This window comes from Paenibacillus sp. FSL W7-1332, from assembly GCF_037969785.1.
Taxonomy (GTDB): domain Bacteria; phylum Bacillota; class Bacilli; order Paenibacillales; family Paenibacillaceae; genus Paenibacillus_AQ.
This window is the reverse complement of the sequence record NZ_CP150209.1, coordinates 7,441,187-7,464,743: the sequence shown is the minus strand read 5'-3', so window position 1 is coordinate 7,464,743 and position 23,557 is coordinate 7,441,187. Positions and strand designations below refer to the sequence as shown.

The following is a 23,557-nucleotide window of genomic DNA, read 5'->3' as shown; positions in this document are numbered from 1 at the left end:
ATCATGGATTGGGGCCGTGCCAAAAATGTATTGATTTACGCGTTTTTGCTGCTGAATCTGGTGCTGGGCTATCAGCTCTGGATGGATTACCGCGAGCAGGTCGGCTCCAATCTGGATTTCACCTCGCTTTCCGAGAGCACGCAGCAGGTGATTGAGGAGAATAGGATTCAATTGCTGAGTCCGATTCCGACGGAAACGCCGCAGCTTCCCAAGATTAATTATATCTACAGCGCGGAAGCGCAGGGAGGGCCGGTAGGGCTGGAGCAGCCCATTGACACGGAGCTGATTTATGCCGATGAGAAGGAATTGCGGAATGCGCTGGAGGGCAAGATCAAGGATCTCGGGAATTATCGCCACGATCCGCAGTCGGATAAAGAGAATATCATCGTCTTCCGGCCGCTAGTGCAGAAGGAATGGCCGCTGTTCAATGTGGAGCTGGAGTTCATTTACGAATCCCAGAAGATCCATGCGTACCGGGAGCCGGTGTTTGAGATTATGCCAACCGACGATATGGAGGAACAAAAGGTTCTGCCCGCATCCAAGGCTTTGGAAACGCTCATTGAACGTAACTTCATCCCGCCTGATTCGGCGGTAAGGGACATTCAGCTGGGCTATTATGGACAGTTGTTTAATACGGAGGATCAGTTAGCAGCGCCAACCTGGCGGTTTACATTGGATCATGGCGAGATGATCTATGTACAAGGCATCAGCGGGGACGTGCTGACGCCAAAAAGCGATACGACAAAGGAGTAACAAGACTATGGGGATTTCATTTTCCGTGCTGTCGAGCGGCTCAACGGGCAATGCGACCATTGTCCGCAATGAGGATACGACACTGTTGATTGATGCGGGCTTAAGTGCACGGCGGATCGATGAGTTGTTGAAGGAACGCGAAATGATGGGGGAAGAAATCGACGGGATCCTGGTCACGCATGAGCATTCGGATCATATCCGGGGGCTTGGCGCGGTGGCGCGCAAATACAATCTGCCGATCTACGCGAATGAGAAAACATGGGAAGCGATGAGCAAGTCGCTGGGCAAAATTGCGGAAGAGAACCGGATTGTGCTGGAGAGTCATGAGGTCAAGGATTTTGGCACACTGCGGGTGGAGCCTTTTGAAATATCCCATGACGCTGCGGCACCGGTCGGTTATTGCTTCTATGACGGCGACGAGAAGCTGGGCGTCGCGACGGACCTCGGTTATGTCAGCGATAAGGTGAAGAAAGCGCTGGATGGATCGGATGTCCTGGTGCTGGAAGCCAATCACGATATCGAGATGCTTCGGATGGGACGCTATCCGTGGAATACCAAACGTCGGATTCTCGGCGATATGGGACATTTGTCGAATAATTCGGCAGGCGATGCCTTAAGCGAGCTGCTGACGGGGGATACCAAACGAACGTATCTGGCCCATCTCAGCCTGGATCACAACATGATGGAGCTGGCGAGAATGACCGTCCGCGATACGATGGAGGACCGCGGCTGCTTCTTCAAGGATAGCGAGTTTAAATTGTGTGATACGTATTATGACCGCCCGACCCCTTGGGATAAGGTCGGCGAATAGACATAGGGTCGACAGCCATCCAAGGCATGCCCCGGACATACACCGTACGCACAGGGAGTTTAGATAACGACATTTTTACCAATGAAGTATTCCTTCTTGAGCAATTTTATATTAGTTATCAATATATAGGCATAACTAAAACAGCCCCACGATCATAGGGAACTATGACGTGAGGCTGTTTTGCTGTTTAAGGGATACTGAGTTCCGAGAGACGAGGCTCGTTCTAACGCTTGCTGAGACTCTCTTGTGCCATGCGCACCATCTCCCGAACCATGGAACCGCCAATCGCACCGCCGACTTTACCGGCCTGCTCGGTGGTCAGGTCTCTGTTGTCGCCCGGTTTAAGGGGGACGCCGAGTGACTTGGCCACCTCATATTTGACGTCCTGCTGTCTCTGCGGATCCACTTGATAGCCTTCGTTCCGCATGACGTCGGTCATGAACTGCTGCATTTCGGGACTCCGGCGCCGTCTTGATCTTCTTGCCATCCCATAACCCTCCTTGCAATGGTTTCCCCTTCGTAACATTCCCTGCGGGGCACCGACAGATGAATGGATAACCTAACCAGTTCAATATGAGGGAGAGTTGAAGAGAATGGAACCGAGGCATTCGAGTAGTCGAGACGGGATAGGCCGATCTTGTCTGTAGGAGCGAATCGCAAGGAGGCTGGAAGTATTTTTTCAATGGATGGTGTAGGAAGAATAAGTTGCGGGGAATCCAAATAGGAATGATGTGTGGGTTGCCGGAGATCCCTTAAACGTTGCGGTTCAAACGGGATCGACTTCGTCATGAAAGACCGACGGTTTTGCCATTTTCTTTACACAATTGTCCGGTAGTATGTTAAGGGGGAATGCGCGAACGAGGGTAGCAGGCGGTTAGGGATAGCAGATATGCCGGAAGAGAAGAAGTTGGACCATTGAAGAAAATCCCTTCATAATGGAACCGTTTGGTCGTCTGTTACGTATACAAGGTTAATATGTTCATCCGGGTTATTCGTTGTTATGGATAGAAGAATCTGTCATTGTACCGACCCTTAAAATGGCCTTCAATTTGGCATTTGTTTTTATCAAATAAAGCTGACGTGAACCTCTGTTCGTGTGGTACAATAGGGACATTAGAAGGTCTGAATGCTTCTGTTAAGCACTTGCATCGAACAAGGCACTAGGCATTTTGTATTTTAAAATACGGATGGCCCAAGTTTTCCCATCTTTTTTTAGAAAAAACAGATGTTTCGCGCTTAAGTCGCCCTGTTTGTGGTAATAGAAGAATACAGGGTTTTTTTTGAACTGTCGGGTGGGAATACATACCTTTTATGGGACCAAATTTCAGGCAATGGATTGAAATATTCGTGGTAGAGCGAATTTTCGATAAAAGTTTAATTAGAATGCTCAAAAATGCAACTTTTTGGGCCGCTGAATAGTCTTTACAGTAGAGAGATATATAACAGGTGGCACGCTGCCGATTTCATAGGAAGCTAGATACACTGGGTACAGGGCAGGTTGTTATGACGACAAGATGATTTCATAGGTCAGTCGGTAATGGCGGAGGGTCTGAAGCTTAAAGTATCTTGACGCGTAGCAACCAAGGGGAGAGAGGGATCGCAATGGGATTATTTGACGATGATTTCTATTCAACTAAAATTTCCAGACGGAGCAAAAATACCAGCGAGGACCGACCTGAGCGAACGAAGTGGCGGACGACCCGCCGTAAAAAGGGTTTATCCACATTCCAGATTTCCGCGATCAGTTCTGTGTGCAGTGCTCTGATTGCGGTGATGCTGTTTAGCTTCATAACAGGCCATCCTGCGACCTCTTCACCGGTTACCTTGATTAATGGCAGCCATCAGCTGTCCAAGTCCGATGGGGATCCCTATGAACGGATTGTTAGCGTTGCTCAGAAGGTGCGACCGGTTGTTGTCAGTGTGCTGACACATAAAGAGACCGCGATGCCAGAAGAGGAAGGCCTTGAGGGAGAAGGGTTGGAAGAGGATTTCGGTACCCTGCCAGAGGAAGAAGGGGATTTTGAGCTTCCGGAGGGATTCGACTTCGGTGAGGATTTTGATTTTGGAAATGATTTCGGCGGCTCACAGGAAGACACCTTGGGCTCTGGCGTTATCTTTAAGAAACTCGAGGGCAAAGCCTTTGTGATTACGAATAACCATGTCGTTGATGGTGCCGTTTCCCTAGAAGTTGTGCTGGTAGGCGGCGAGAAGAAGAAGGCGACCTTGGTCGGCACAGACAAAGTTAGTGATATTGCCGTTCTGTCGATTGATAGTAAGGGCATCGGAGAGGTTGCAGAGTTTGGGGATTCCTCCAAGCTTCGCCTCGGCGAAACCGTCATCGCCATCGGTAACCCGCTGGGCCTGGGCGACACGCTCACATCCGGGATTGTCAGCTACACGAACCGCGTAATACCGGTATCCCTGAACCAGGATGGCATCTATGATTGGGAGCAGGAGGTCATTCAGACCGACGCCGCCATTAACGAGGGGAATAGCGGGGGCGCTCTAGTGGATTTGAACGGTAAAGTTATCGGCATCAACACGATGAAAATCGCGGACACCGGCGTAGAAGGGCTTGGGTTTGCGATTCCGGTCAATGAAATTACGGAGATTGTAACCGAGCTGATGCTGAAGGGGCATATTGCACGCCCTTATCTCGGCGTATATACCGTAGATCTAGGTAATCCGTATGCTCCGCTGAGCAAGAAAGAGAAAGAGGACCTCAAGCTGCCGAAGACGGTAACCGAAGGCGTGGTCGTGCTGGATGCGCTTGGACCTGCGCTGGATGCGGGTCTGCAGCTGAATGACGTGATTGTCAAGCTGGATGGCAAGCCGATTACGACGACGCTGGAGCTGCGCAAGCACCTTTACTATAACACGAAGGTAGGCAAAGACATGGACGTGACCTTCTATCGTGACGGCAAGCTGCAGTCGCTGAAGGTGAAGCTGGAAGAAAAGCCTGGAGAATAAGGCAGGCTGGATCGGCTGACGTGGTTGGCTGAATCACTGCGGATTTTTTAGAGTGAACGTGCTTGTCCATTGTTTCGTGCAGCATTTCATGGGTATATATAATGGTTAGCGTTGAATAGTATCCAATATAGAGAGATTTGAAAAAGGTTAGATAAGAGCCGTGAAACGGCCGCGAAGAAGAGCGTGGACTACGCTCTTTTTTTGCTGTCCGCATAGAAATGATGGTGGGTCATAAGGACTTTTGATGTGAAATCCATGGATAGACAGGAAGCTTTTATGGATAGAAAACCGGCCGGGGTGAGCAAATGGGTTAAAAACATTTCTTTTTCTCGTAGAGTGTGGTAGAACAGAAGAGTGGCTATACTGGTTTGAAGATAAACACAACATGAGGCGAAAGATAGAAAGGATGCATAGAATGTACGTCGTATGCAAGGAACATGTGGAACTAGCGATCGAAAATTTCGTGGATGAATATGAGGATGCCCCGGATATTGTTGATCTGAAGGAGACCGAGTTTTCGGACTGGGACCCACCGGTGAAGTGCGCGGAGTGCGAGAAGCATGCTGAGTTTTTAGTTGTGTAACGTGAACATGTTAATTAAATAAATAATGCGAATGAGAAAGCGTGATGATTTCACGCTTTTTTTGTTTAGACTTTCTTGAGTCGCGGCTTCGTTCATCAACAGCCTTTTCATGGAATGGGCGAAGAGGTAAATAATAAGTACGGCCAAACATTCCGATCATTGTCTCTGGAATGAGCAACCGGCTTCGTTGTACAGACCTTCATAGTGTATGATGGATGTATAGATTACAACGAGGCGCGATAACCTATCGTGAATGGAGACGATCAGTAATGGGTGACTACAGTAGATCATGGGAAGACGAGATCAGCCGGGCAGCTGATGCGGCCTATGAGAAGGAAATGGATGAAATCAACCGTCAGTTGAAGCAGGAAATTCTCATCGTTCTGATTGGTGATGTGAACACAGGCAAGTCCTCCACCATGAACCGGATCGTGGGTGAAGAGGTTGCTGGCGTCGGGGCAGAGCCTGGAGAAACGACGGAAATTAAACCGCATAAGTACAAGGAGCATATTTACTTCATGGATACACCCGGGTTGAATGATGTGAACACCGCGAACTCGGAGATAACCTTGAAATACTATAAACAAGCGGATATCGTTCTATTCTTCCTGAACGCTGCGGGTACTGTCTTCTCCGAGGCGGAGAAGAAGTCCTTCGAGATGATTCAGGCCGTGAACACGAACATCTTGATCGTGCTGAATAAAATTGATGCCGCAGATGAAATCGACCGTCTGGTGGCGCGGATCAAGAAGGAGACCGGGGGGCGCTATGAGGTTGCGCCGGTATCCTCGCGGACGGGTGAGAATATCGACCAGCTGCGGAGCAGCATTCTGGAGATGCTTAAAAAAAAGTCTAAAGACATTCTCTTTGCCAAAAGCATCAAGGAAAAGTCGGCGACTGCCAATGGATGGATTATCGGAGCCTCGATCTCGGCAGGAGCGGTAGGCGCATCACCTATTCCGGGATCGGATATTATTCCGATTACCGGCATTCAGGTGAGCCTGCTTACCAGACTTGCGGTGTTGTACAATAGGCCGATCAGCAAGGAGACGGCAAAGGAACTGGTCATCGCTACGATATTCGGCAATATCGGCAAGAGCATTTTCCGGCAGATCGTGAAGGTGTTCCCGGGAGCGGGATCGGTCGCCGGAGCGACGGTGGCGGGTGCCACCACCTTGGCGCTGGGATATGCAGTGAAATATGCTTACGAGCACAACATCGAGATCAATACGGCGAATATTACGAAGCTCTATAAGAAGTTTAGGGATAAGGCGGAGACGGAATCGGAATCCAAGTCCGAGTGAGCGTAGGGAGTCATGTCATATGCCAGCACGGATGGCGGATGGAATAGAAAAAGGGGCCTTTGGGCCCCTGATCATAGCTGCGTTATTGCAGCGACTTTATCATGATTTACTTAATGGCAGCCGCGTAATCGGCTTTTGCCTGCTCCAGCATCGATTTCCAATCCGGGAAATCGGTTTCTCTTGAAACATGACGGTCAAACAGTTCATCCGGAATGTTATCGATATCTTCGTGCGTTTCCACTTGGAAGTTACCTTTTACGACAAAATCCCCAAAACTGCTGTGGGATGAATGTTTACGCATAAACGATTCATTGAACAGCTTTTCCAGAGAGATGTTATCCGGATCCTCCTGTACCGATTTTTGGCCTTGTAATTCCTTCAACAGATCATCAAACGACATGGGCTTTTGCTTTCTCAGAGTACCACTCCTATAACTAATATTTGTGTTCAGTATAACATAACCGGATTTCTCATATACATAGTCAGCTCCGGAAGGCTTGACGCGCTGTTATCGTCTTAATAATGAAGACCAGGTTTGTTCCAGCCAGTGATCAAAGTCAGCGCCTTTGTCACCTTCGTACGTATCGTAGATGTCGACCCTCATCTTTTTTAATTTCTCTTTGAAGTCTTCATACGTGTGGTCACGAGGAAGGCTTTTTTTGATGCGCAGCAGCACCTTTGAAACGTCCTTCATCAGCTCGCCTTTGGGTCTTTCCGGCATCTGCACGTCCTCACCAAAGGCCAGGAGTTTACGATAGGCTGCCTCTCGCACCTGATAAACCGCATCCGTATTCAGTCTATGCAGCAAAATATCAATGGATTTCTGATTTTTCCAATTTCCCAACGCTTCCACCGCATCTAACCGTTCTCTCCAATTGGCGTTCCGGTTGGCGGAGCTTTTGAGCTCCTCATAATTCTCGGGCATATCCGTTATCAATTCTTGATTGTCCAATCCGTTCATCTCCTTCAATATGATGTATCAGGTCGATCTGTACCATATGTTCATTATGGGGTACCTTTATGATTCTCGGCATCCGATGTACCGTCTGCCTGCTTGGCCCCTTTACTGGTATAAGGTTTGGGTTTACTCTTCGCTCTTCTCGCACTTGCATCCCAGCGGCTCCAGCCCTTCTTGCCCGTGCCTCTGCCTGTTCCGCCCTTGCCCTTGGATTTACTCAATCAATCACTCCGTTACGGTATATTCTTGTCCCTATATGCTGATTGTTTACCAGCACTGTTGAAATATACACTGTATTGGGCCATATGTATAGGATACCACGGAAATCAGCATAAGAATCGAAATATATGAGCAAGAATTCCGGTAATGGTATAGGCATGTCCCTCGGTTGACTAATTATTCCCAGCGTGGTATCTTATTTTTGAACTGACCAGTCAGAACATGTACGATGAACTGAAATATAGATGTGAAAGGGCCGATCCAATTGTGAGCAAAGATAAAATTATTCAAGCAGCCATTGAAGTATTCTCCGAGAACGGATATCACCGCGCAAGCATGGACGAGATTGCCGCCCGCGCACAGGTCGCGAAAGGGACTCTGTACTATAACTTCCCGGGTAAATCCCAGCTCTTCAAGACGGTGGTGAAACAGGGCTTCGAAGATATCATGCAGCGGACGGAGGCAGATCTGAATTCCTCCCTGCCGATGAAGGAGAAGATGGAGCGCACCATTCGCCATCATCTGGATCTGTTTCTCGAATCCCGCCATTTCTCGCACATCGTGTTTAATGAGATCTCGAACGGCATCGAGCAGGATGTCCTGGATGAGTTAAAGGAGCTAAAAAGGAATTATTTAAACTTTCTCGCAAGGATGATTGAGGAAGGTCAGTGTGAGGAGAACTTGTGCCGTGCCTTTGATCCCGACTTGGCCGCTGCCAGCATTGTCGGTACGCTGGAGAGTACCTGCAATTATTACCTGAATCATCAAGATCGGTATTCGCGAGAGGATCTGGAGCGGTTTGCCTTTACGATGATTACCCAAGGCCTGTTTATATCGCTTGAATAAGCAAGGCCTTCTTTTTTAATTATTTATAACTGACCAGTCAGTTCAAATTTTGCGATGGAAAGCGAAGGTGTTAAGCATGGAATGGAATAAGAACGGTTTACTCCCGCTGGAATGGTTCCGCCAGATGAGAACGGAATCTCCGGTAACGACAATGGATGGTCATGGGGCCTGGAATGTTTTTAAATACGAGGATGTCAAAGCCGTCTTTACGAATTACGAAGTGTTCTCTTCCCAAGGGGGCTCTTCTTCCGATGATCCCATTGAATCCAGTGTTCTTCGGCAGGACCCTCCGAAGCACCGTCAGCTGCGTAAGCTGGTATCCCATGCTTTTACGCCTCGCATGATCGAATCGCTTGCCCCCAAGATTCAGGAGATTACGTCATCCCTGCTGGACGAAGCGGAGAAGAAGGGGAAGATGGATATCGTGGCCGATCTCGCAAGCCCGCTGCCGATCACGGTGATCGCGGAGATGCTCGGCGTATCGATGGAAGATCGGGAACGGTTCAAGGCCTGGTCGGACGCGCTGGTGGGTGACAATGGGGAGGCTTATTATCAGTGTCAGCGGGAGATGAGCGAATACTTCTCGGAGATCGCCGAGGACCGCCGTCGCCATCCGCAGGAGGATCTAATCACGAAGCTGGTGGAGGCGCGTATCGACAATGAACACCTAACCGAACTGGAGATTATCGGGTTCTGTATTCTCCTCCTCGTAGCGGGTAATGAAACGACAACCAATCTGATCTCATCGGCCGCGCTAGCCTTCGACAGTCTGCCTGAGGTCCGTGCAGAGGTGCTTGGAGACTCAGCACTGCTTCCAGGGGCAATCGAAGAAGTTTTCCGTTACTTCTCGCCTGTTCAAGTGATGTTCCGCAGCGTGAAGCAGGACACGGTGCTGCGGGGGCAGGAGCTGAAGCAAGGGCAGTACGTTTATATCTGGATGGCCTCGGCCAACCATGACGAGGATGTGTTCGATCAGCCGGATGTATTCAACATCCACCGCAACCCGAACCCGCATCTGGGCTTGGGAAGCGGCATTCATTACTGTATGGGCTCCCAGCTGGCCCGTATGGAGTCCCGGATTGCCCTTCAGACTTTGCTGGACCGTTATCCCGAATTTCGTCGTGATCGCTCGGTAGAACTGGCACGGATGGATAGCACGATGATGTTCGCGCTGAAAGAGCTGCCGATCATTTTAAAATAGATAGGAAGAGAAGAGCCACTCTTAGGGAGAGTGGCTTTTTTCAATAATCGATGTAAGTTGGTCAAACTCGGTCGAGCAAGCTTAGAAGTAAATGAGTTGGCGATTCTCAAAACTCTAATGCTCTGCTGGATTGATTTTGTATTGAAAAGGAAATGTGGGAGCTTGCTGTAGGAAGGCGGGTCGGGGTCTGTGTATGTCCTTTAATTGGTGGCGGTACAATGTTAGAATGAACGACATAACAGCAGAGTTTAAGGAGCGAAAATACGCCATGAATATACAGATCATATGCGTAGGAAAGTTGAAGGAGAAGTACCTGGTGCAGGGCATTGCCGAATACAGTAAGCGTCTTGCGCCTTACGTGCGCCTGTCCGTGCACGAGGTGCCGGATGAGAAAGCGCCAGAGAACATGAGCGAAGCGGAAATGCGCCAAGTGCAGGAGAAGGAGGGTGTGGGCATTCTCAGCCATATCAAGCCAGACACCCATGTCATCGCCCTGGCGATCGGCGGCCAGCTGTGGTCCAGCGAGGACCTGGCGGCCCATATGGACAAGCTGGGCACGTACGGGACCAGCAACGTGGCTTTTGTCATCGGCGGCTCTAACGGCCTCTCCGAGGACGTCCTGAAGCGCGCCCAGACGAAGCTCAGCTTCGGGCGGATGACCCTGCCGCACCAACTGATGCGGCTGGTGTTGGTGGAGCAGATTTACCGGGCGGTGAAGATTAACCGGGGGGAACCGTACCACAAGTGATGGTACACACGATCTCCATTAGGAAAGAAATTGTACTCGACAGGGATTACATTTCAAAAGTAAAGGAAAGCAAGGTAAATACCACTCCTAGATAAGGGGTGGTATCGTTGTTTAGATAAAAGGTATGTAGTTGGTACTAGAGGGTGCGTTATAGTTGTTATGGAACGTTTGTTCTCGTATAATCTTAATAACCATTATTAGCGGGTTTCACGAATGTTAAGGTGATGATATTATTAAATTATTGCAGTTCTGCAGAAAGGTAAGGTTTATGAAAACAAAAGTTGACAAGATTGAAAAAACTCATTTGGCTACTAACCATATCTATTGTGGCGATTCTTCTTTGCTTTTACAGGAGATTGAGCCTAACTCGATTGCCTTGAGTGTATGGTCACCTCCGTATCATGTTGGTAAAGAGTATGAAGCTAACCAGAGCTATGATGAATGGGTTCAATTATTGAGAGAAGTAATTAGACATCATTACAGTATCCTAAAGCCAGGGGCTTTTCTTGTTATTAATATTGACGATATCTTAGCTTTCCCTGATCCAAGTATGCCAAGAATACAAGCGCCGAATACTTCTAAGCATCGTTCTCCGGTTACAAGGGAACAGGTACTAGAGGCATTGAAGGAGAATCCCGGTTTTAATCGGCGTCAATTGGCTGCTCTTTTAAATTGCAGTGAGCAGACTATTGATAGACGTTTAAATGGAAATAACATTCGAGGCGGAAAATATTCTGCTCAGACAAGGGTAAAATTAGTCGGCGGTATGATTGAATCAATGGCATATGAAGCAGGCCTTTATTTATATGACAGAAGAGTATGGGTAAAAGATCCAGCTTGGGCTAATTCACAGTGGCATTCAAGTTCCTATAGGTCTGTTTCGGAATTTGAACACTTGTACTTTTTTTGGAAACCAGGAGAAACAGTGATTGATAGGAACAGATTAAATAAAGAAGAATGGTCAACTTGGGGGAGTAGGGGTGTGTGGTACATTCCTTCTGTTAGAAAGAATGATGATCATGTAGCGAAATTTCCAGTAGAACTCCCTAAACGTCTAATCAAACTTCTCACAGAGAAGAATGATATAGTGTTAGATTGTTTCATGGGCAGCGGAACTACTGCAGTTGCGGCTCTGGAAACAAATAGAAATTACATTGGGATTGATAAAGAGCAAAAGTACGTTGAACTTGCTAATAAAAATATCGAAATAGCTTTAATGCAATTAAATCAACAACAATTTGAATTCTAAAAAAGGGCAAACCAACTTCTGATAATGGTAAGTTGGTTTGCCTTTTATTATGGAATGATAATCTCTGAGTATCTCCATGGAGCAAACGATTTTAACAAGCGCAGATCAACACGGCACCGAAGTTTACGAGGATCTTTTGATTTATCATCTTTCCCGGGATAAAGTAGACCTGGGTAGGTAAGCAAATAATTCGGATTTTTAGTTAATAGTAGTCCATTAGGGACACAAGTGATGCGAATCTTTGCTAATGGTTGTCCTCGCAACAAAGGGTTATCTAAATGGAGCATTTTATATATGGGCTTTATGTAAATATGAACCACAGGAGCAATTACATTATTGCTAAAAATAAACAAAGGTGGAGCGGCAGGATAGAAATCATGGCTAGCTGACTTCTTAGCGATCATTTTAGTATTAACTACGTTCAGTTTAGGGTCAACCCATACCCCGTCGCCAGAAACTTGATTCGGAGAGACAACGACTTCATCTTTATCATCGCGTGGACCAACCGATTTAGTGTCCAAAAACAGCATGGCAGCATTTGTAATTGAATTTTTTGAGGCAATACTTGCACTTTGCATTGCATATCTGTCATCCGGTCCGGTGGGCATGCCAACCTCTCGAATTAAGAAGGAGTCCCTAAGAAACCTACCAATCTTGTGACCAACGACATGTTCTCCTACCTCTAACCAAGGTATTTGATCTCCTATTGGACTTCTACCACGATTTTCGGGCGGGTAGTCTCCCCAAAATGGGTGAAGAAAGCTCGCCTCATTATAATCAGCAACAATCTCGTCAATATTGTTTCTTACCGAATCGCATACACTTTCGAATATAAATTTTTCAATCTCAATTAATTCAGAGGGGTTATTTATAAAATGATTACGTGCTGTGTTATACGTATTATACATTTGTTCTCTATATTGATTAAACAAAGTAGCTCCTCCAGTGATGAAATATTGTATTAAATTGATTTTATCACTTTGGGAAAATTCGGGAAAGGGCATGTATTGTTTAGGCATATTATCATAGAAGATCGGGTTTACTTTTTATTACGTAGGTCGTAAACTGTAAACAGTAAGTAGTACCGCACACTTAACCACTTGAATATATAAACTTGACCAAACACTTAGAAGGCTTCTCCCACTTGTTAAAGACGGAGTAAGCCTTTTTTTGCATGCAGAAAACATTAAGGAGATGAACAGATCATGGCAAAACGTGAACAAGTAGTGAAGAAAGTAGTAGACGAAGTGACAGAAGAAACGGTGCGTTCGATTGCCCAGGCACAAGCAGACTATGAAAACCTTATGGATGAGATTCGGGACTATTGCCAGCAGGCTAAGGACTTGCGGGAGCGAGCGGCAGAGTTGAAACGGTCGGGGCGAACGGATTCACAAGTAGGGGCTGAAATGCGACAGCTCTTAGATCAGGCTGAACAATTTGAACTGCTAGCCGACCAAAAGGACGGACACCCAAGGCTGGAAGCGCTTCGTTACATTGAAGATTTACAGTGGGAAGCATCCGCACTGAGGGGAACTGTACAGCACAATCAAGCTGTATTAACCCGTCAGCAGAAAGAGCTGGAAGAAGCAAGGGAAGAAGCGGCGGCGATGGTTCAGCGAGCAGAAGCACGAGTACAGGAAACAGAACAGCTTTTAGCCTATGAGATGGCGAAGTTGGCAGAATTGGAGGCGAACTAAGATGAATAACCGTATACCTAAAAAGTATGAAAATGACGTGAAATCGTTCCTGAAACGGTATAAGGGGACAGGAAAGCGGCTGGAGATGTTTACTGAACACGGAGTGTTTTCCGTAAATGCCGACAGCGAACTTATTGAAATTGTAGACGAGGATGACGGAGTAATTGAAATTGTGGAGGTTTAGGCATATGGAACATAGCAGCCTTGAAGCATTAGAAGCTCGTCGCCAATATGACAGGGAATACATGCGGAAATGGCGTCAGAAGCCAGAAAACAAACAGAGGGAAAAGGAATACAGAAGTAAATATTGGGAACGTAAGGCAAAGGAAAAGACACAATAATACGAGCACTAACGAGACGGGGGCAAAGATGCGTTGCATATAACTTGCACCGTATATTCTAGCCCCCGAACACTGAAACACGATATAAACCAAACTACATGGTTACAGGAGGGCATAACAAAGATGGATGAAATGACAGAGTACGAAAGGTTCTTATGGGAAGAACTACGCGCAGCAAATGACATGATGTTACTGAACGCATACCTGCTAGACGACTATATAGATTACATCAATGCAGCAGGACTGCGTGAAGAGTTTGAAACATTCAGGAAAGTAAAGGCACAGCAAGAAGCGGCTACGAGGAACTGAAATAATGTCGTTAGATGTCAACAGTGTTGAAACAAGACTTGAAAATATAGCATGAGGTTATGCACGGCTGGAAGTGGATTCATCCCCCCGGGGCAAAGGAAACGAACCCCATGATATACGGTTAGGCGGTGAAAGGATGGAGAAAAAGCTGTGTGGAGCTAGAACGAGAAGCGGCGAACCTTGTAAGAAAGCTGCTCTAGCAAATGGGCGTTGCAGGTTTCATGGAGGAAAATCCACTGGACCGAAAAACCCTAACAAACTGAAAGGGAACAAAAATGCCTTGAAGCATGGACTGTATGAAACGATATGGCTAGATACATTGACGGAAGAAGAGCAGGAGCTGTTCGCTCAGGTATCAACAGACCCGACAACACAAGTTGAGAATAGGTTTAAGTTATCAGAGATACGCATACGGCGCATGATGAACCGGATAAATCAAGAGCAACAGAAGAAAAAGCCGAACCCTGCTGTCATCCGAGTCATTGAGGAAGGGATTACGAGAATTGAAGTGAACTTGGTGAGCCTTGTAAGAGAGAGTAGCAGGTTGTTAGAAATAAACAAAAGTAAAAATGATGGGTCTTTAGATCGGCTGAATGAAATACTTGAGCGTGCAAGGAAAGATCATGCAAGGAAGGAATATGAACGCTAACAGAGGGGGGACAAACAGGTGATGAAGCTTGTTCGTTCCCTTTTTTGTGATTGAAGCAGTAGGATGGCAAAATTCAAAATAAATTTGTTTTACCACGATCACGGTAAAAGAACGGCAGGAAGGATAAAAGGAATTGTAATTTCCTTAATCTAGGTCGTATAGTGTTTACAAAAAAAGGAGGCACTCGACGTGGGTAACGTGAAAATGAAGAGAGTGGTTGGCTACGCTCGAATTTCATCAGATAGTCAGATAGAGAATACTTCGATAGCGGAGCAAGTGAAAAAGATTGAAGCGTACTGTATCAGTCAAGGCTGGGAATTGGCAGGAATCTTTAAAGACGAAGGAGAAAGTGGAAGTACGACCGAACGTGAAGGATACAGAGACATGATGCAGTACGTTCAGCAGGCTGAAAACGAAGTGACAGGAATCGTCGTAGTGAAGGCAGACCGTATACACAGAAGGTTAAGGAATTTGATATTATTGATAGAGGATGAACTTGAACCAAAAAGGATAGCATTCATAAGCGTGTCGGAAAATTTTGATACATCCACACCATCAGGAATGATGTTTCTGCAAATGATAGGCTCTTTTTCAGAATTTGAACGGAAGACCATTAACGAACGGACAAAAGGCGGAAGGATTGCCACCGCCAAAGGGAATAAATATGCTGGTGGTGCACCTGCCTATGGGTATCAAGTACAAAATGGTATGATAATCATAAACGAGCAACAAGCACAAACGGTAAAGAACATATTTCAACTCTATGTAGAGGGGAATAATCCATACAAAATTGCTTGCCAATTGAACCGAGCAGGCATCCGCACCAAAACAGGGAAAGACTGGACTGTTGTACAGGTGCAAAACATTCTGAACAATGAGACGTATACAGGGTTCAATACCTACAATGGGCAAAAAGAAAGAAACGGCATCAGACAGAAAGATGTTTTCCCCCGTATCATTAGTCGCCAGTTGTGGAACAAGGCAAGGAAGGTTAGCTAATCGTCGATTAACAATGGGAGGTTAGACAAATGAGCAAATTTCAAGAAGCAATGATGATGTGTTCAGAGGACTATGACGAAATGATTGACATGGCTTTAGCTTTGAAGGACAAGGAATGGTTTGAGGAACTAGTCAAAAAGCAAAAGTGGTTGCGTGAACTGGAAATCCAAGCACGCCGTGAATTAGGCGTACTCGACTAGCATAGCAAGAACAAGTCAGAGACCAACGAGAACCGGGCGAGATGACGTTTTCAGTGGGTATTACCGTAAATTACACCGCAGCAGGATAGCAAATGGTGAGAGCGTGGATTCTCGTTGTCAGCCTCTATAAGACTATTGACTCCTGTTTGGCAGGGTGTCATAATAATCTCACCAAATGGATTAAAAATGCTTTAGTCAGAATTGACTACTACTTGATAAACTTGCAACCAACTTTTGACTCTTAGAACACTTGTTTTGCCTGTATTGGGCGACAAGTGTTTTTTTACGTTTAAAGCCCTGAAAACAGGTAAGACCCGATAATTATTAATTAGTCTATTAAGTCTTAAAAAATACAATCACAAGTCTTAAAAAGCGCAAGAGCAAGGGAGGGCAGCAAGCAATGAAAGCAAAGGTATCTATTGACAAATTCGTAGTTGAATATACGGATGTGCCGAGAAGCGTTTACTATGCTTTAGTGAGCAAGGCTGTTAAAAGCGGTGAATTGTTCAAACAGAAATTCAATCATGAGGGGTACGGGTATCAATTGCATCTACGGAAGGGAAACGGTGCATATTTACATGTGTTTTATAGAAACTGGAGTGAGCGGGAAGGAATGTCATACAGGTTGCGGGTAGAGACGAGACCGGAATATTATTTTCAATTCAAGGAAGTGCTGGATAGTTTACGCCGTGCCGCCAGTAGCATTTGCTTTGTTAGCTGTGATGTGGCCTATGATGTGAGGACTTCAATGGAACATGTGCTGGTAATCCCCGAAGATGGCAGGCGAAAAATGACCGAATACAAAGGGACACGCTACTTTGGAAAGAAGGGGCAGCGAAAAACGAACGGTCATTGTAAAACCTATAACAAGCAGTTGGAGTTGTTAGAGAATCAGGGCAAAGTGATTGGCCACGAAATGACCCGAATTGAGATCGTTTACAAGCCAGAACATAGAGTACCATTAGCAGAATTGCTACATCATCCACCAGAACAGAACAAGCACTACTTTGCGGCAATGGTTACAGATTGGAGCAGCCTTCCGAAGAAGCGTGCAGAACAGGCACGAAGGTTAAGAGACGGGGCAGACATAGAGGAAGTAACGCCTTATATACGAAAGAAGGTAAAAGAAACCCTTGCTCACTCGTATCAGATAGATTTCAACGAGTTAGCAAGGGAAGCATGGGAGCCGCTATTAGAAGAACTATGTGGGGTATTGCTTGGGCAGCAGAAACCACAAGTTCAAGAGCGACAGTTACAAATGGCAGTAACAAATACAGTATACGATGAACCGCAAGAAGAAAACGACAGCAAAAACGCAGGTTGTGTAGACATTGGAAAATATCGTATACTTCGCAACGAAACAGGAGTACAACAACGATTAAACCAGCATGAAACGACTGGGTTATTTGAGTTGAGAAAAAGGGCTAAAGGTATCAGGTCAGTTTTGTCTGTTAGAGCTTATAAAAAAAATTTCAACTTTTTTTGTTTTCAGCTTAAAAAAGCTCAGAGATTTATTATATGTCTACCTGAAAGCAATTATTTTAAGGGAGGCAAATGTCATGAAAGACAAGCAAATCAAAGGACATTATGTGAGGGAAGAGTATTTGAAGCAAAGAATTCAAGCGTTAGACGCTGCAATTGGGCATTTAGTGAGATTCAATCCAAAGATTGGCGGCGTAAATCTAGAGCTCTGTGATGTGACGGATGTTGTTAATTTGTTAGACGAACATAAGGAAAAGGCTGAGCAAGAGCTGTACCATGTTAGACGTTGCATTCTTGATCGTCATTTTAGCTGAGAGGTGGCACCATGATTAAAGTTGATACTCAAATAATCAAGCCATCAGCAGAGAATGTCAAGAGAACGGAAGTTGTTAGAGTTCTCGCTGAATTAATCAGAAAGTATGCCTATCAGAAATCAAAATAATAATGATTCCAAAATGGGTAGGCGCATGATTGTTTAGCGCTTACCTATTTTCTCATAAAAGAAATGCTGAGGTGTAAAATATGGGGAACGACAAGGTAGCCATTTATATTAGGGTCAGTACTGAAGAACAGAAAAACGCAGGCTGCTCACTAGAAGCACAAGAAGAAGAACTTCATCGGTATGTTACATCCATTGGTCTTACTGTTTTCGATGTTTATCGCGATGGTGGATATTCGGGTAAAGACTTTAACCGGCCTGATATTCAACGTCTTTTTTCTGACATGGCACAGAATAAGTTTCAAGCTATCGTTGTATGGCGGCTAGATAGGCTTTCAAGAAACAACAAGGACATTTTGACATTGATAGATAATGAATTGCAACCAAGGAATATGCGGCTGTTAGTCAGTACGTGCGGCATTGACTCTTCTACTATAGAAGGCAAAATGTTTATTAGTTTGCAGGGGACATTTGCCGAGTATGAGCGGAATGTAACAATCAATAGGGTGAAGTCAGGAATGAAAAAGAGAGCCAGCAATGGTGATTTTAACGGAGGTACCATACTAGGCTACGATATAGTCAACAAACAATTGGTTGTTAATGAGCAGGAAAGCGAAACAGTCAGAAGGATATTTGAGATGCGCGCTGAAGGCATGGGCTATAAAACCATTGTGAATAATCTTAATTCGTATGGTTATAAAACCAAGAGAGGAAATAACTTTGGTATTTGTGCCGTTAGATTGATCTTACACAATAAAGAGTACGTTGGAGTGAATACTTGGGGGAAAAAGGAGGACTGGAACCTCAAACGAAGAAAGGGCACACTTGAAGAAATGCCTGAAAGAAACGGTAAGCATCCAGCAATTATTTCAATGGAATTATGGGAGAAAGTCCAAGCAATAAACGATTTGCATAAGAACTCTTTTACAGCAATCAAATCTCATAGTGGGAATTACTTTCTGGCTGGTGTCGTTAGGTGTCCGAAATGTGGAGCAGGCATGGTAATGCACAAGAATAAGATTCGAGGGACGAACGATTACCGGAGATACTATATGTGCCAGGCATACCACCAAAAAGGTAGGTCAGAATGTTCCTCCAACTTAATCAGGGCTGACTGGATTGAACAAGAGGTTTTGCATGTGTTAAGGGAATCTGTAAACAGCATGGATTTGGTTGATGAAGTGCTGAATAAGATTGAGGAAGATGTTTCACAGGACAAGCTACCATTAGAAATACGTTACAATGAATTGAAGTTACAGGTGGAAAAGCAAACGAAAAAAATTGATTCGTTAGACGAAAGGTATTTGAACGGAGAGATAAACTCCGATGACTATAATCGGCTCTTAACCAAGGCACAAAGTCAATTAGCCGAAGCAAATGAACTTCTAGCAAGGACCGAACGGAAATTAGCCAGATTAGATTATGGAAGCCAGATCAATTCACAAATGGTTGTTGAAATACTAAAGGACTTTGACTCATTATTTGAGGTAGCGGACGATCAAGAAAAGAAAGTATTGATTCGTTCTGTAATTAAGTCCGTCCATGTTTCAACAGACAGAAAGAAGCTGGAGAGAATATCCCTTTGGATCGGTGATGATTTAAGTGTACCAGCAAGTTGTGAGCGCAGAACCGTATCATAAATAAGGGCAAGTTTATCGGAGATACCCGGGTTCTTGGAAGGGCAATTTTCCAGGCATGAGTTTGGGATGAATCTTACTCGGAGGAAAAGTCGGTATAAACGGGCAGCTGCTTGCTTTTGGAGTACAGAACGATGGGGTACCTAGAGGGGACTGTTGCTTGCTGAAGCAAAATCCCCCTCCGTTATTTGGTGGAAGGGGCCGGACTGGTTCACAGACCCCTACTTCCTGAGCCCGGGCAGTAAAAGCCTGCTCACCCTCTTCGGTGCAGAACATATACTTGGCGGAATCTCCGGGTACAACGTCGCGGAGACGACGGACGAGAACCCCGAACGAGATGCTTTGCTCCAGCAGCTCACGTGGTCTTACCTTCGCGATGCGCTCAATCTCGACGATTCAAGCTGGTTGGCAGCCCGGAAAGATCTGGAGGAGGGTGCCAATCCATTAGGTCGCATCGAATCTAAGTAAGAACCTAAAAGGCGTGATCAAGCGAATCAAAGAAAGGGCCATCCCGCAAAAGGATGGCCCTAAACCTAAAGCCAAAGGGAGCCATGATATAAAGCGCTCCCTTTGGCTTGTCGTAAGACCTCCATCTTTTTCTTGTGAGCCTCGATTACAGTGCAGGCTTTTTACCTCTTGGCAGAAGATATTTTCAGTGTATCGCCTTCTGTTTTCCTTGTTCTCTGTCCCTGCATAGTGGCTAGAACCACGCCGGAAATAATGAGAACAGATCCTGCCACTTGCGTTAAGGAAATCGGGGTGCCGAGCGTGATATAACCTAAAATCATGGCGACAAACGGTTGTAAATTCAGAAACAGGGAGGCTTTAGCCGCCCCTACCTTGCGAATCTGCGCATTCCAGATTACGGCGCATAAGCCCTGAATAAGCAGCGCCGAACCGACCAAGAGAACCCACCACCAAAAGTGAGGCTGTAATTGTACGTTAGGCTCGCTCCAGACCGCCACCGGGTATACCGAGATGCAGCCGAGTACGGTGGTATACACCGTTGCGACAAACGCATCCATACGTTCCGTCAGCTTTTTCATGAGGATCATAGATCCCGACAATGCCAACATACAGATAAACATGATCCAGACGCCTTCGGTAATGGCTGTGCTCATCCTTCCGCCGGTTCCAACCACGAAGAAGACACCGGTGAGGGCGACAATCGAGCCTGCAACCATGCGTTTCGTTAACGGCTCTTTCAAAAATAAGCGGGCAAATAGCGCCGTAAAAATTGGAGCTAACGATAAGATGAGCGAAGCTGTGGTTGCGTCCGTTGTCCGGAGACCTGTAAAGAAAGAAACTTGGTGAAGCAGCATCCCGATTAGAACGAAGGGGACCAAATAAACGAAGTCGCGGAACGTAATCTTCGCCAAGCCACGAGTTGCAACCAAATAAATAAGCAGGAACGCCGATGAAACCAGAAGCCGATATGCCGACAGATGCAAAGCGGGGAATGCTTCCAGCAGCAGCGAGCCTAAGACGAAGTTGCTCCCGTAAAGGGCTGCGCAAAACAAGAGAAGCAAATAAGTTCGCAAGCAGATGCGCCTTCTTTCACAGAAATAAAGGATAATGGAGCGGATTTAATTGCGTTTGACTGCGATAAGCTCTATTTCAATCTTGGCGTCTCTTGGAAGTTTAGACACTTCTACGGTTGTTCTGGCAGGGTGATGATCGCTGAAATATTGGCTGTACACTTCATTCATCTGCTGAAAATGCTCTAAATCCGTCATGAAAACGGATGTTTTTACAACGTCTGCTAAAGATAATCCAGCTTCAGCTAAAACGGCTTGCAGGTTCTTTACTATTTGATGGGTTTGGTCAACGATGCCTTCTTTCAGATTTCCTTCGGCATCAATCGGAAGCATGCCCGACGTATAGACGGCATTTCCTAAAGCGATGGCCTGCGAATAAGGGCCGATAGCTGCGGGTGCTTGTGTTGTTGTAATAGCGATATGGCTCATCGTATTTAATTCCTCTTTCGTCTCTTTGATAAATGGGTGAAAAAAAGGCCCGAGGCGACAGCCCGGGCCCCTCATTAGGCAAGCAATATAAACTTAGATTCCGACTGTGCAGAGCACCTTTACTTCGCCGGCGCGTATGCTTCATCCAAGAAACCGCGAATGGCTTGAAAAGCCTGAAGTCTGTTTTTCTCCAGCAATACCATGTGCGTCCCTTCACCGATTTCCACCCAGCGGCGGTAGGCGGCTCCTGTCAGGGAAGTGAAGAAACTCTGCGCCAATTCAAGAGGGACATCGATATCCCACTCGGCATGGACAAGAAGGACGGGAACCGTGATATCCTTAGGATCATAGAAAGCTTTGCCAACCGTCCAATATTCGCGGATATCCAGGATAGGGCCGTTGGTCGCCCGGATATGCTCGGGATGATCGGTTAAGCTCCCCGGATCCGAAGCAAGAGTGGCTTCGACCCATTGTTCAAACCAGCCGTCCGGAATCAGATCACCGCGTTTATGCTCTGGCGCCGCGCTAAGCCAGCGTTCCTTCGTGTTGCCGGCAGCAACAAGGCGATACGAACCGAGCGGGCCTCCGGTATCGATCGGAACCGGTTTGGAGCTTAGCCATTGCGGTGCAACAAGCGTAAGCTTGTTTACTTTCTCGTTGTTTTGGCTGGTATAAGCTCCCGCAACGGTTCCCCCCCAAGACATTCCCAGTATGTTGACCTTCGTCAAATTCCGGCGTTTCAGAACGTAGTCCACGGCTGTACCAAAATCCCGGACACCTGTCTCCGTACGGACAAGCGGCGGATTAAGGTCGGCAGGCTGCTCCATCTCAGGCGGTCTTGTCGAGCCGCCGTAGCCGCGAACGTCCACGGCGTATACGTCATAGCCATGGCTGGCAAGGTAGTCCAGAAAAGTGAAGCCGTCCAGCTCCACATCGTACAGACTGCCAATTGAATAGGTAGCGCCATGAACCATTACGATTGTTTTTTCGTTAGAGAAGGTATTCATGGAAGCGGGACGTTTATTTCGTACATAAAGCTCGATTCCCGGCGTATCGCTCGGGATATGCAGGTCTTCGGTCACGATAGGGTTATTTTTAAGAAAATCATGGGTTGTCATAAGCTCAGCGCCTTCCGTATTGAATTTTGTTATCAGGCTGTATTAAATAAAGTTCCACTTATACTTGCCCCCGCTGCGAGTCACGTACCCCGCCGCACTTCCGGGGAAATGCGTACTGAAATAAATGACCGGGCGATCCGCGATGAGCTCCAGCACCCGGAGCCGTGAAACACGCGCTTGATCGGAAAATTCGCAGTACATTGAATTCCATTCCGGATTATAGACCTGAAACGGATGATGCATCACATCGGCGCCGAATAAAGCTTCTTCTTCGCCGGATTTAAGACGGATAGACATTTGGCCGATGCTGTGGCCGGGTGTCGGAATGAATGTGAATAGATCAAGGAATTCCCCGCCCTCAGGGCCAATGGTCTGCGTTAAGCCGGCTTCAACAACAGGCAATACGCTTTCTTCGTAAACGTTAAAGTTTGCTTCGTTTGCCTCGTTGTGGCTGGCCTCGCTGGAGTAATATTGCTGCTCTGCGAGGGGAAATACGTATTTGGCATTGGGGAAGGTCGGTACCCATTTTCCATCCACAAGCTTTGTATTCCAGCCAACATGGTCCACATGCAGATGCGTCAGCAGAACGTAGTCCACTTCCTCCGGTGTAACCCCAGCCTGCTTCAGCCGCTCGAGATAGGGGAGCTGGAGATTGGCGAGATCGGGATTTAAAGGCAAGTTTTTATCGTTTCCTGTAGCCGTATCGATAAGGATCGTATGCTTCGGGGTTTTCACCACCCACGTTCCAATGCTGACGATAAGCTGAGAATTGCCATCGATCAGGCCAGCTGGAAGAGAGTTCCGATTCTCCTCCAGGAACAGGGGGTTCCACGATCCCGGAAAATATACTTCTGGCGGAATACCGTCAAGCATCATCTCCGTGACACGCGTCACGGTAACATCACCGACTCGATAGACCTTGGGAATTTTAGCGGTCATTCTTTTAACTCCTTTCGTCCTTCGGGCATATCTCTTTGAACCGAATAACAAGGAAGCCGTTGCATCAATGTGATTCGTTTCTTATTATCCATGAGAATTTCGCTGTAAATGAAAATGATTCTGTTGGAATGAACGATG

General features: G+C 46.4%; 28 protein-coding genes. 19 read left to right on the top strand and 9 right to left on the bottom strand.

Annotation, left to right across the window (positions count from 1 at the left end; genetic code table 11):
• Positions 1–3: 3 nt before the first annotated feature.
• Both yycI and MKX98_RS33835 read left to right on the top strand, forming a co-directional pair.
• A complete protein-coding gene (gene yycI, locus MKX98_RS33840) occupies positions 4–753 on the top strand; it encodes a two-component system regulatory protein YycI (protein ID WP_071219358.1) in 750 nt (249 codons plus the stop codon).
• Positions 754–760: 7 nt separating this feature from the next.
• Complete coding sequence (locus MKX98_RS33835; protein ID WP_071219359.1) at positions 761–1,564, top strand: MBL fold metallo-hydrolase; 804 nt, start codon at positions 761–763, stop codon at positions 1,562–1,564.
• A gap of 223 nt (positions 1,565–1,787) precedes the next feature.
• On the opposite strand, the gene MKX98_RS33830 is transcribed toward MKX98_RS33835, so the two are convergent.
• Complete coding sequence (locus tag MKX98_RS33830) at positions 1,788–2,051, bottom strand: alpha/beta-type small acid-soluble spore protein (RefSeq protein WP_194540257.1); 264 nt, start codon at positions 2,049–2,051, stop codon at positions 1,788–1,790.
• Positions 2,052–3,166: 1,115 nt separating this feature from the next.
• Here MKX98_RS33830 and MKX98_RS33825 point away from each other — a divergent pair.
• The 3 genes from MKX98_RS33825 to MKX98_RS33815 all read left to right on the top strand — a co-directional run bounded on the left by MKX98_RS33825 (position 3,167) and on the right by MKX98_RS33815 (position 6,421).
• On the top strand, positions 3,167–4,534 hold the full coding sequence (locus tag MKX98_RS33825; RefSeq protein WP_220687063.1) for a trypsin-like peptidase domain-containing protein: 1,368 nt from the start codon (positions 3,167–3,169) through the stop codon (positions 4,532–4,534).
• A gap of 415 nt (positions 4,535–4,949) precedes the next feature.
• Complete coding sequence (locus MKX98_RS33820) at positions 4,950–5,117, top strand: CxxH/CxxC protein (RefSeq protein WP_006207301.1); 168 nt, start codon at positions 4,950–4,952, stop codon at positions 5,115–5,117.
• A 269-nt stretch (positions 5,118–5,386) separates the two neighbouring features.
• Positions 5,387–6,421, top strand: a complete 1,035-nt coding sequence (locus MKX98_RS33815) for a GTPase (protein ID WP_339220765.1) — start codon at positions 5,387–5,389, stop codon at positions 6,419–6,421.
• 106 nt (positions 6,422–6,527) lie between these two features.
• Here the strand turns inward: MKX98_RS33815 and MKX98_RS33810 are convergent, their stop codons facing one another.
• From MKX98_RS33810 to MKX98_RS33800, 3 genes are all read right to left on the bottom strand, one after another.
• Entirely contained in the window at positions 6,528–6,821 is a 294-nt protein-coding gene (locus MKX98_RS33810; RefSeq protein WP_071219362.1) for a hypothetical protein, read from the bottom strand.
• 108 nt (positions 6,822–6,929) lie between these two features.
• Positions 6,930–7,382 carry a HEAT repeat domain-containing protein gene (locus MKX98_RS33805; RefSeq protein ID WP_220687552.1) on the bottom strand — a complete coding sequence of 151 codons (453 nt, stop codon included), beginning with the start codon at positions 7,380–7,382 and terminating at the stop codon, positions 6,930–6,932.
• A 44-nt stretch (positions 7,383–7,426) separates the two neighbouring features.
• Positions 7,427–7,600, bottom strand: coding sequence for a DUF3934 family protein (locus tag MKX98_RS33800; RefSeq protein WP_220687064.1), 174 nt, complete (start codon positions 7,598–7,600; stop codon positions 7,427–7,429).
• Between the two features lie 265 nt (positions 7,601–7,865).
• On the opposite strand from MKX98_RS33800, the gene MKX98_RS33795 reads away from it, so the two are divergent.
• The 4 genes from MKX98_RS33795 (at position 7,866) to MKX98_RS33780 (ending at position 11,642) form a co-directional block, all read left to right on the top strand.
• On the top strand, positions 7,866–8,444 hold the full coding sequence (locus MKX98_RS33795; RefSeq protein ID WP_220687065.1) for a TetR/AcrR family transcriptional regulator: 579 nt from the start codon (positions 7,866–7,868) through the stop codon (positions 8,442–8,444).
• A 76-nt stretch (positions 8,445–8,520) separates the two neighbouring features.
• Positions 8,521–9,645, top strand: coding sequence for a cytochrome P450 (locus MKX98_RS33790; protein ID WP_259445571.1), 1,125 nt, complete (start codon positions 8,521–8,523; stop codon positions 9,643–9,645).
• Positions 9,646–9,913: 268 nt separating this feature from the next.
• Positions 9,914–10,393 (top strand): 23S rRNA (pseudouridine(1915)-N(3))-methyltransferase RlmH, encoded by a 480-nt coding sequence (rlmH, locus tag MKX98_RS33785; protein ID WP_339224655.1) that lies wholly within the window; start codon positions 9,914–9,916, stop codon positions 10,391–10,393.
• A gap of 268 nt (positions 10,394–10,661) precedes the next feature.
• On the top strand, positions 10,662–11,642 hold the full coding sequence (locus MKX98_RS33780; protein WP_281869520.1) for a site-specific DNA-methyltransferase: 981 nt from the start codon (positions 10,662–10,664) through the stop codon (positions 11,640–11,642).
• Between the two features lie 47 nt (positions 11,643–11,689).
• Here the strand turns inward: MKX98_RS33780 and MKX98_RS33775 are convergent, their stop codons facing one another.
• A complete protein-coding gene (locus MKX98_RS33775; RefSeq protein ID WP_339220762.1) occupies positions 11,690–12,661 on the bottom strand; it encodes a BglI family type II restriction endonuclease in 972 nt (323 codons plus the stop codon).
• Between the two features lie 186 nt (positions 12,662–12,847).
• Here MKX98_RS33775 and MKX98_RS33770 point away from each other — a divergent pair, with 186 nt between their 5' ends.
• The 10 genes from MKX98_RS33770 (at position 12,848) to MKX98_RS33725 (ending at position 19,863) form a co-directional block, all read left to right on the top strand.
• A complete protein-coding gene (locus MKX98_RS33770; protein WP_281869518.1) occupies positions 12,848–13,339 on the top strand; it encodes a hypothetical protein in 492 nt (163 codons plus the stop codon).
• Between the two features lies 1 nt (position 13,340).
• Positions 13,341–13,523, top strand: a complete 183-nt coding sequence (locus MKX98_RS33765) for a hypothetical protein (RefSeq protein ID WP_232773726.1) — start codon at positions 13,341–13,343, stop codon at positions 13,521–13,523.
• 4 nt (positions 13,524–13,527) lie between these two features.
• Positions 13,528–13,680, top strand: a complete 153-nt coding sequence (locus tag MKX98_RS33760) for a hypothetical protein (protein WP_281869517.1) — start codon at positions 13,528–13,530, stop codon at positions 13,678–13,680.
• Between the two features lie 123 nt (positions 13,681–13,803).
• The gene (locus tag MKX98_RS33755) at positions 13,804–13,989 is read left to right on the top strand and encodes a hypothetical protein (protein ID WP_339220759.1); all 186 of its coding nucleotides are present in this window, start codon (positions 13,804–13,806) and stop codon (positions 13,987–13,989) included.
• 136 nt (positions 13,990–14,125) lie between these two features.
• On the top strand, positions 14,126–14,638 hold the full coding sequence (locus tag MKX98_RS33750; RefSeq protein WP_339220757.1) for an HGGxSTG domain-containing protein: 513 nt from the start codon (positions 14,126–14,128) through the stop codon (positions 14,636–14,638).
• A gap of 189 nt (positions 14,639–14,827) precedes the next feature.
• Positions 14,828–15,637: a recombinase family protein gene (locus MKX98_RS33745; RefSeq protein WP_339220755.1), complete on the top strand. Its 810-nt coding sequence runs from the start codon at positions 14,828–14,830 to the stop codon at positions 15,635–15,637.
• A gap of 29 nt (positions 15,638–15,666) precedes the next feature.
• Complete coding sequence (locus MKX98_RS33740; RefSeq protein WP_157696755.1) at positions 15,667–15,837, top strand: IDEAL domain-containing protein; 171 nt, start codon at positions 15,667–15,669, stop codon at positions 15,835–15,837.
• Positions 15,838–16,237: 400 nt separating this feature from the next.
• A complete protein-coding gene (locus MKX98_RS33735; RefSeq protein WP_339220752.1) occupies positions 16,238–17,533 on the top strand; it encodes a hypothetical protein in 1,296 nt (431 codons plus the stop codon).
• A 308-nt stretch (positions 17,534–17,841) separates the two neighbouring features.
• Entirely contained in the window at positions 17,842–19,398 is a 1,557-nt protein-coding gene (locus MKX98_RS33730; RefSeq protein WP_339220750.1) for a recombinase family protein, read from the top strand.
• Positions 19,399–19,551: 153 nt separating this feature from the next.
• Entirely contained in the window at positions 19,552–19,863 is a 312-nt protein-coding gene (locus tag MKX98_RS33725) for a hypothetical protein (RefSeq protein WP_233354700.1), read from the top strand.
• Between the two features lie 161 nt (positions 19,864–20,024).
• Here MKX98_RS33725 and MKX98_RS33720 read toward each other — a convergent pair whose 3' ends face one another.
• From MKX98_RS33720 to MKX98_RS33705, 4 genes are all read right to left on the bottom strand, one after another.
• Complete coding sequence (locus tag MKX98_RS33720) at positions 20,025–20,936, bottom strand: DMT family transporter (protein WP_194540253.1); 912 nt, start codon at positions 20,934–20,936, stop codon at positions 20,025–20,027.
• A 45-nt stretch (positions 20,937–20,981) separates the two neighbouring features.
• Positions 20,982–21,362 (bottom strand): RidA family protein, encoded by a 381-nt coding sequence (locus MKX98_RS33715; protein ID WP_036618341.1) that lies wholly within the window; start codon positions 21,360–21,362, stop codon positions 20,982–20,984.
• A gap of 119 nt (positions 21,363–21,481) precedes the next feature.
• Positions 21,482–22,480, bottom strand: coding sequence for an alpha/beta hydrolase (locus MKX98_RS33710; RefSeq protein ID WP_339220746.1), 999 nt, complete (start codon positions 22,478–22,480; stop codon positions 21,482–21,484).
• A 42-nt stretch (positions 22,481–22,522) separates the two neighbouring features.
• Positions 22,523–23,419, bottom strand: a complete 897-nt coding sequence (locus tag MKX98_RS33705; protein WP_194540251.1) for an MBL fold metallo-hydrolase — start codon at positions 23,417–23,419, stop codon at positions 22,523–22,525.
• Positions 23,420–23,557 lie beyond the last annotated feature (138 nt).

Excerpts from the sequence above, each read along its gene's own strand:
- MKX98_RS33755 (WP_339220759.1), top strand. The coding sequence starts at position 13,804 with ATGGATGAAATGACAGAGTACGAAAGGTTCTTATGGGAAGAACTACGC.
- MKX98_RS33735 (WP_339220752.1), top strand. The coding sequence starts at position 16,238 with ATGAAAGCAAAGGTATCTATTGACAAATTCGTAGTTGAATATACGGAT.
- MKX98_RS33830 (WP_194540257.1), bottom strand. The coding sequence starts at position 2,051 with ATGGCAAGAAGATCAAGACGGCGCCGGAGTCCCGAAATGCAGCAGTTC.
- MKX98_RS33715 (WP_036618341.1), bottom strand. The coding sequence starts at position 21,362 with ATGAGCCATATCGCTATTACAACAACACAAGCACCCGCAGCTATCGGC.
- MKX98_RS33750 (WP_339220757.1), top strand. The coding sequence starts at position 14,126 with ATGGAGAAAAAGCTGTGTGGAGCTAGAACGAGAAGCGGCGAACCTTGT.
- MKX98_RS33770 (WP_281869518.1), top strand. The coding sequence starts at position 12,848 with ATGGCAAAACGTGAACAAGTAGTGAAGAAAGTAGTAGACGAAGTGACA.
- MKX98_RS33815 (WP_339220765.1), top strand. The coding sequence starts at position 5,387 with ATGGGTGACTACAGTAGATCATGGGAAGACGAGATCAGCCGGGCAGCT.
- MKX98_RS33760 (WP_281869517.1), top strand. The coding sequence starts at position 13,528 with ATGGAACATAGCAGCCTTGAAGCATTAGAAGCTCGTCGCCAATATGAC.
- MKX98_RS33805 (WP_220687552.1), bottom strand. The coding sequence starts at position 7,382 with ATGAACGGATTGGACAATCAAGAATTGATAACGGATATGCCCGAGAAT.
- MKX98_RS33835 (WP_071219359.1), top strand. The coding sequence starts at position 761 with ATGGGGATTTCATTTTCCGTGCTGTCGAGCGGCTCAACGGGCAATGCG.
- MKX98_RS33810 (WP_071219362.1), bottom strand. The coding sequence starts at position 6,821 with ATGTCGTTTGATGATCTGTTGAAGGAATTACAAGGCCAAAAATCGGTA.
- MKX98_RS33765 (WP_232773726.1), top strand. The coding sequence starts at position 13,341 with ATGAATAACCGTATACCTAAAAAGTATGAAAATGACGTGAAATCGTTC.
- MKX98_RS33820 (WP_006207301.1), top strand. The coding sequence starts at position 4,950 with ATGTACGTCGTATGCAAGGAACATGTGGAACTAGCGATCGAAAATTTC.
- MKX98_RS33780 (WP_281869520.1), top strand. The coding sequence starts at position 10,662 with ATGAAAACAAAAGTTGACAAGATTGAAAAAACTCATTTGGCTACTAAC.
- MKX98_RS33775 (WP_339220762.1), bottom strand. The coding sequence starts at position 12,661 with ATGCCTAAACAATACATGCCCTTTCCCGAATTTTCCCAAAGTGATAAA.
- rlmH (WP_339224655.1), top strand. The coding sequence starts at position 9,914 with ATGAATATACAGATCATATGCGTAGGAAAGTTGAAGGAGAAGTACCTG.
- MKX98_RS33705 (WP_194540251.1), bottom strand. The coding sequence starts at position 23,419 with ATGACCGCTAAAATTCCCAAGGTCTATCGAGTCGGTGATGTTACCGTG.
- MKX98_RS33740 (WP_157696755.1), top strand. The coding sequence starts at position 15,667 with ATGAGCAAATTTCAAGAAGCAATGATGATGTGTTCAGAGGACTATGAC.
- MKX98_RS33825 (WP_220687063.1), top strand. The coding sequence starts at position 3,167 with ATGGGATTATTTGACGATGATTTCTATTCAACTAAAATTTCCAGACGG.
- yycI (WP_071219358.1), top strand. The coding sequence starts at position 4 with ATGGATTGGGGCCGTGCCAAAAATGTATTGATTTACGCGTTTTTGCTG.
- MKX98_RS33730 (WP_339220750.1), top strand. The coding sequence starts at position 17,842 with ATGGGGAACGACAAGGTAGCCATTTATATTAGGGTCAGTACTGAAGAA.
- MKX98_RS33790 (WP_259445571.1), top strand. The coding sequence starts at position 8,521 with ATGGAATGGAATAAGAACGGTTTACTCCCGCTGGAATGGTTCCGCCAG.
- MKX98_RS33710 (WP_339220746.1), bottom strand. The coding sequence starts at position 22,480 with ATGACAACCCATGATTTTCTTAAAAATAACCCTATCGTGACCGAAGAC.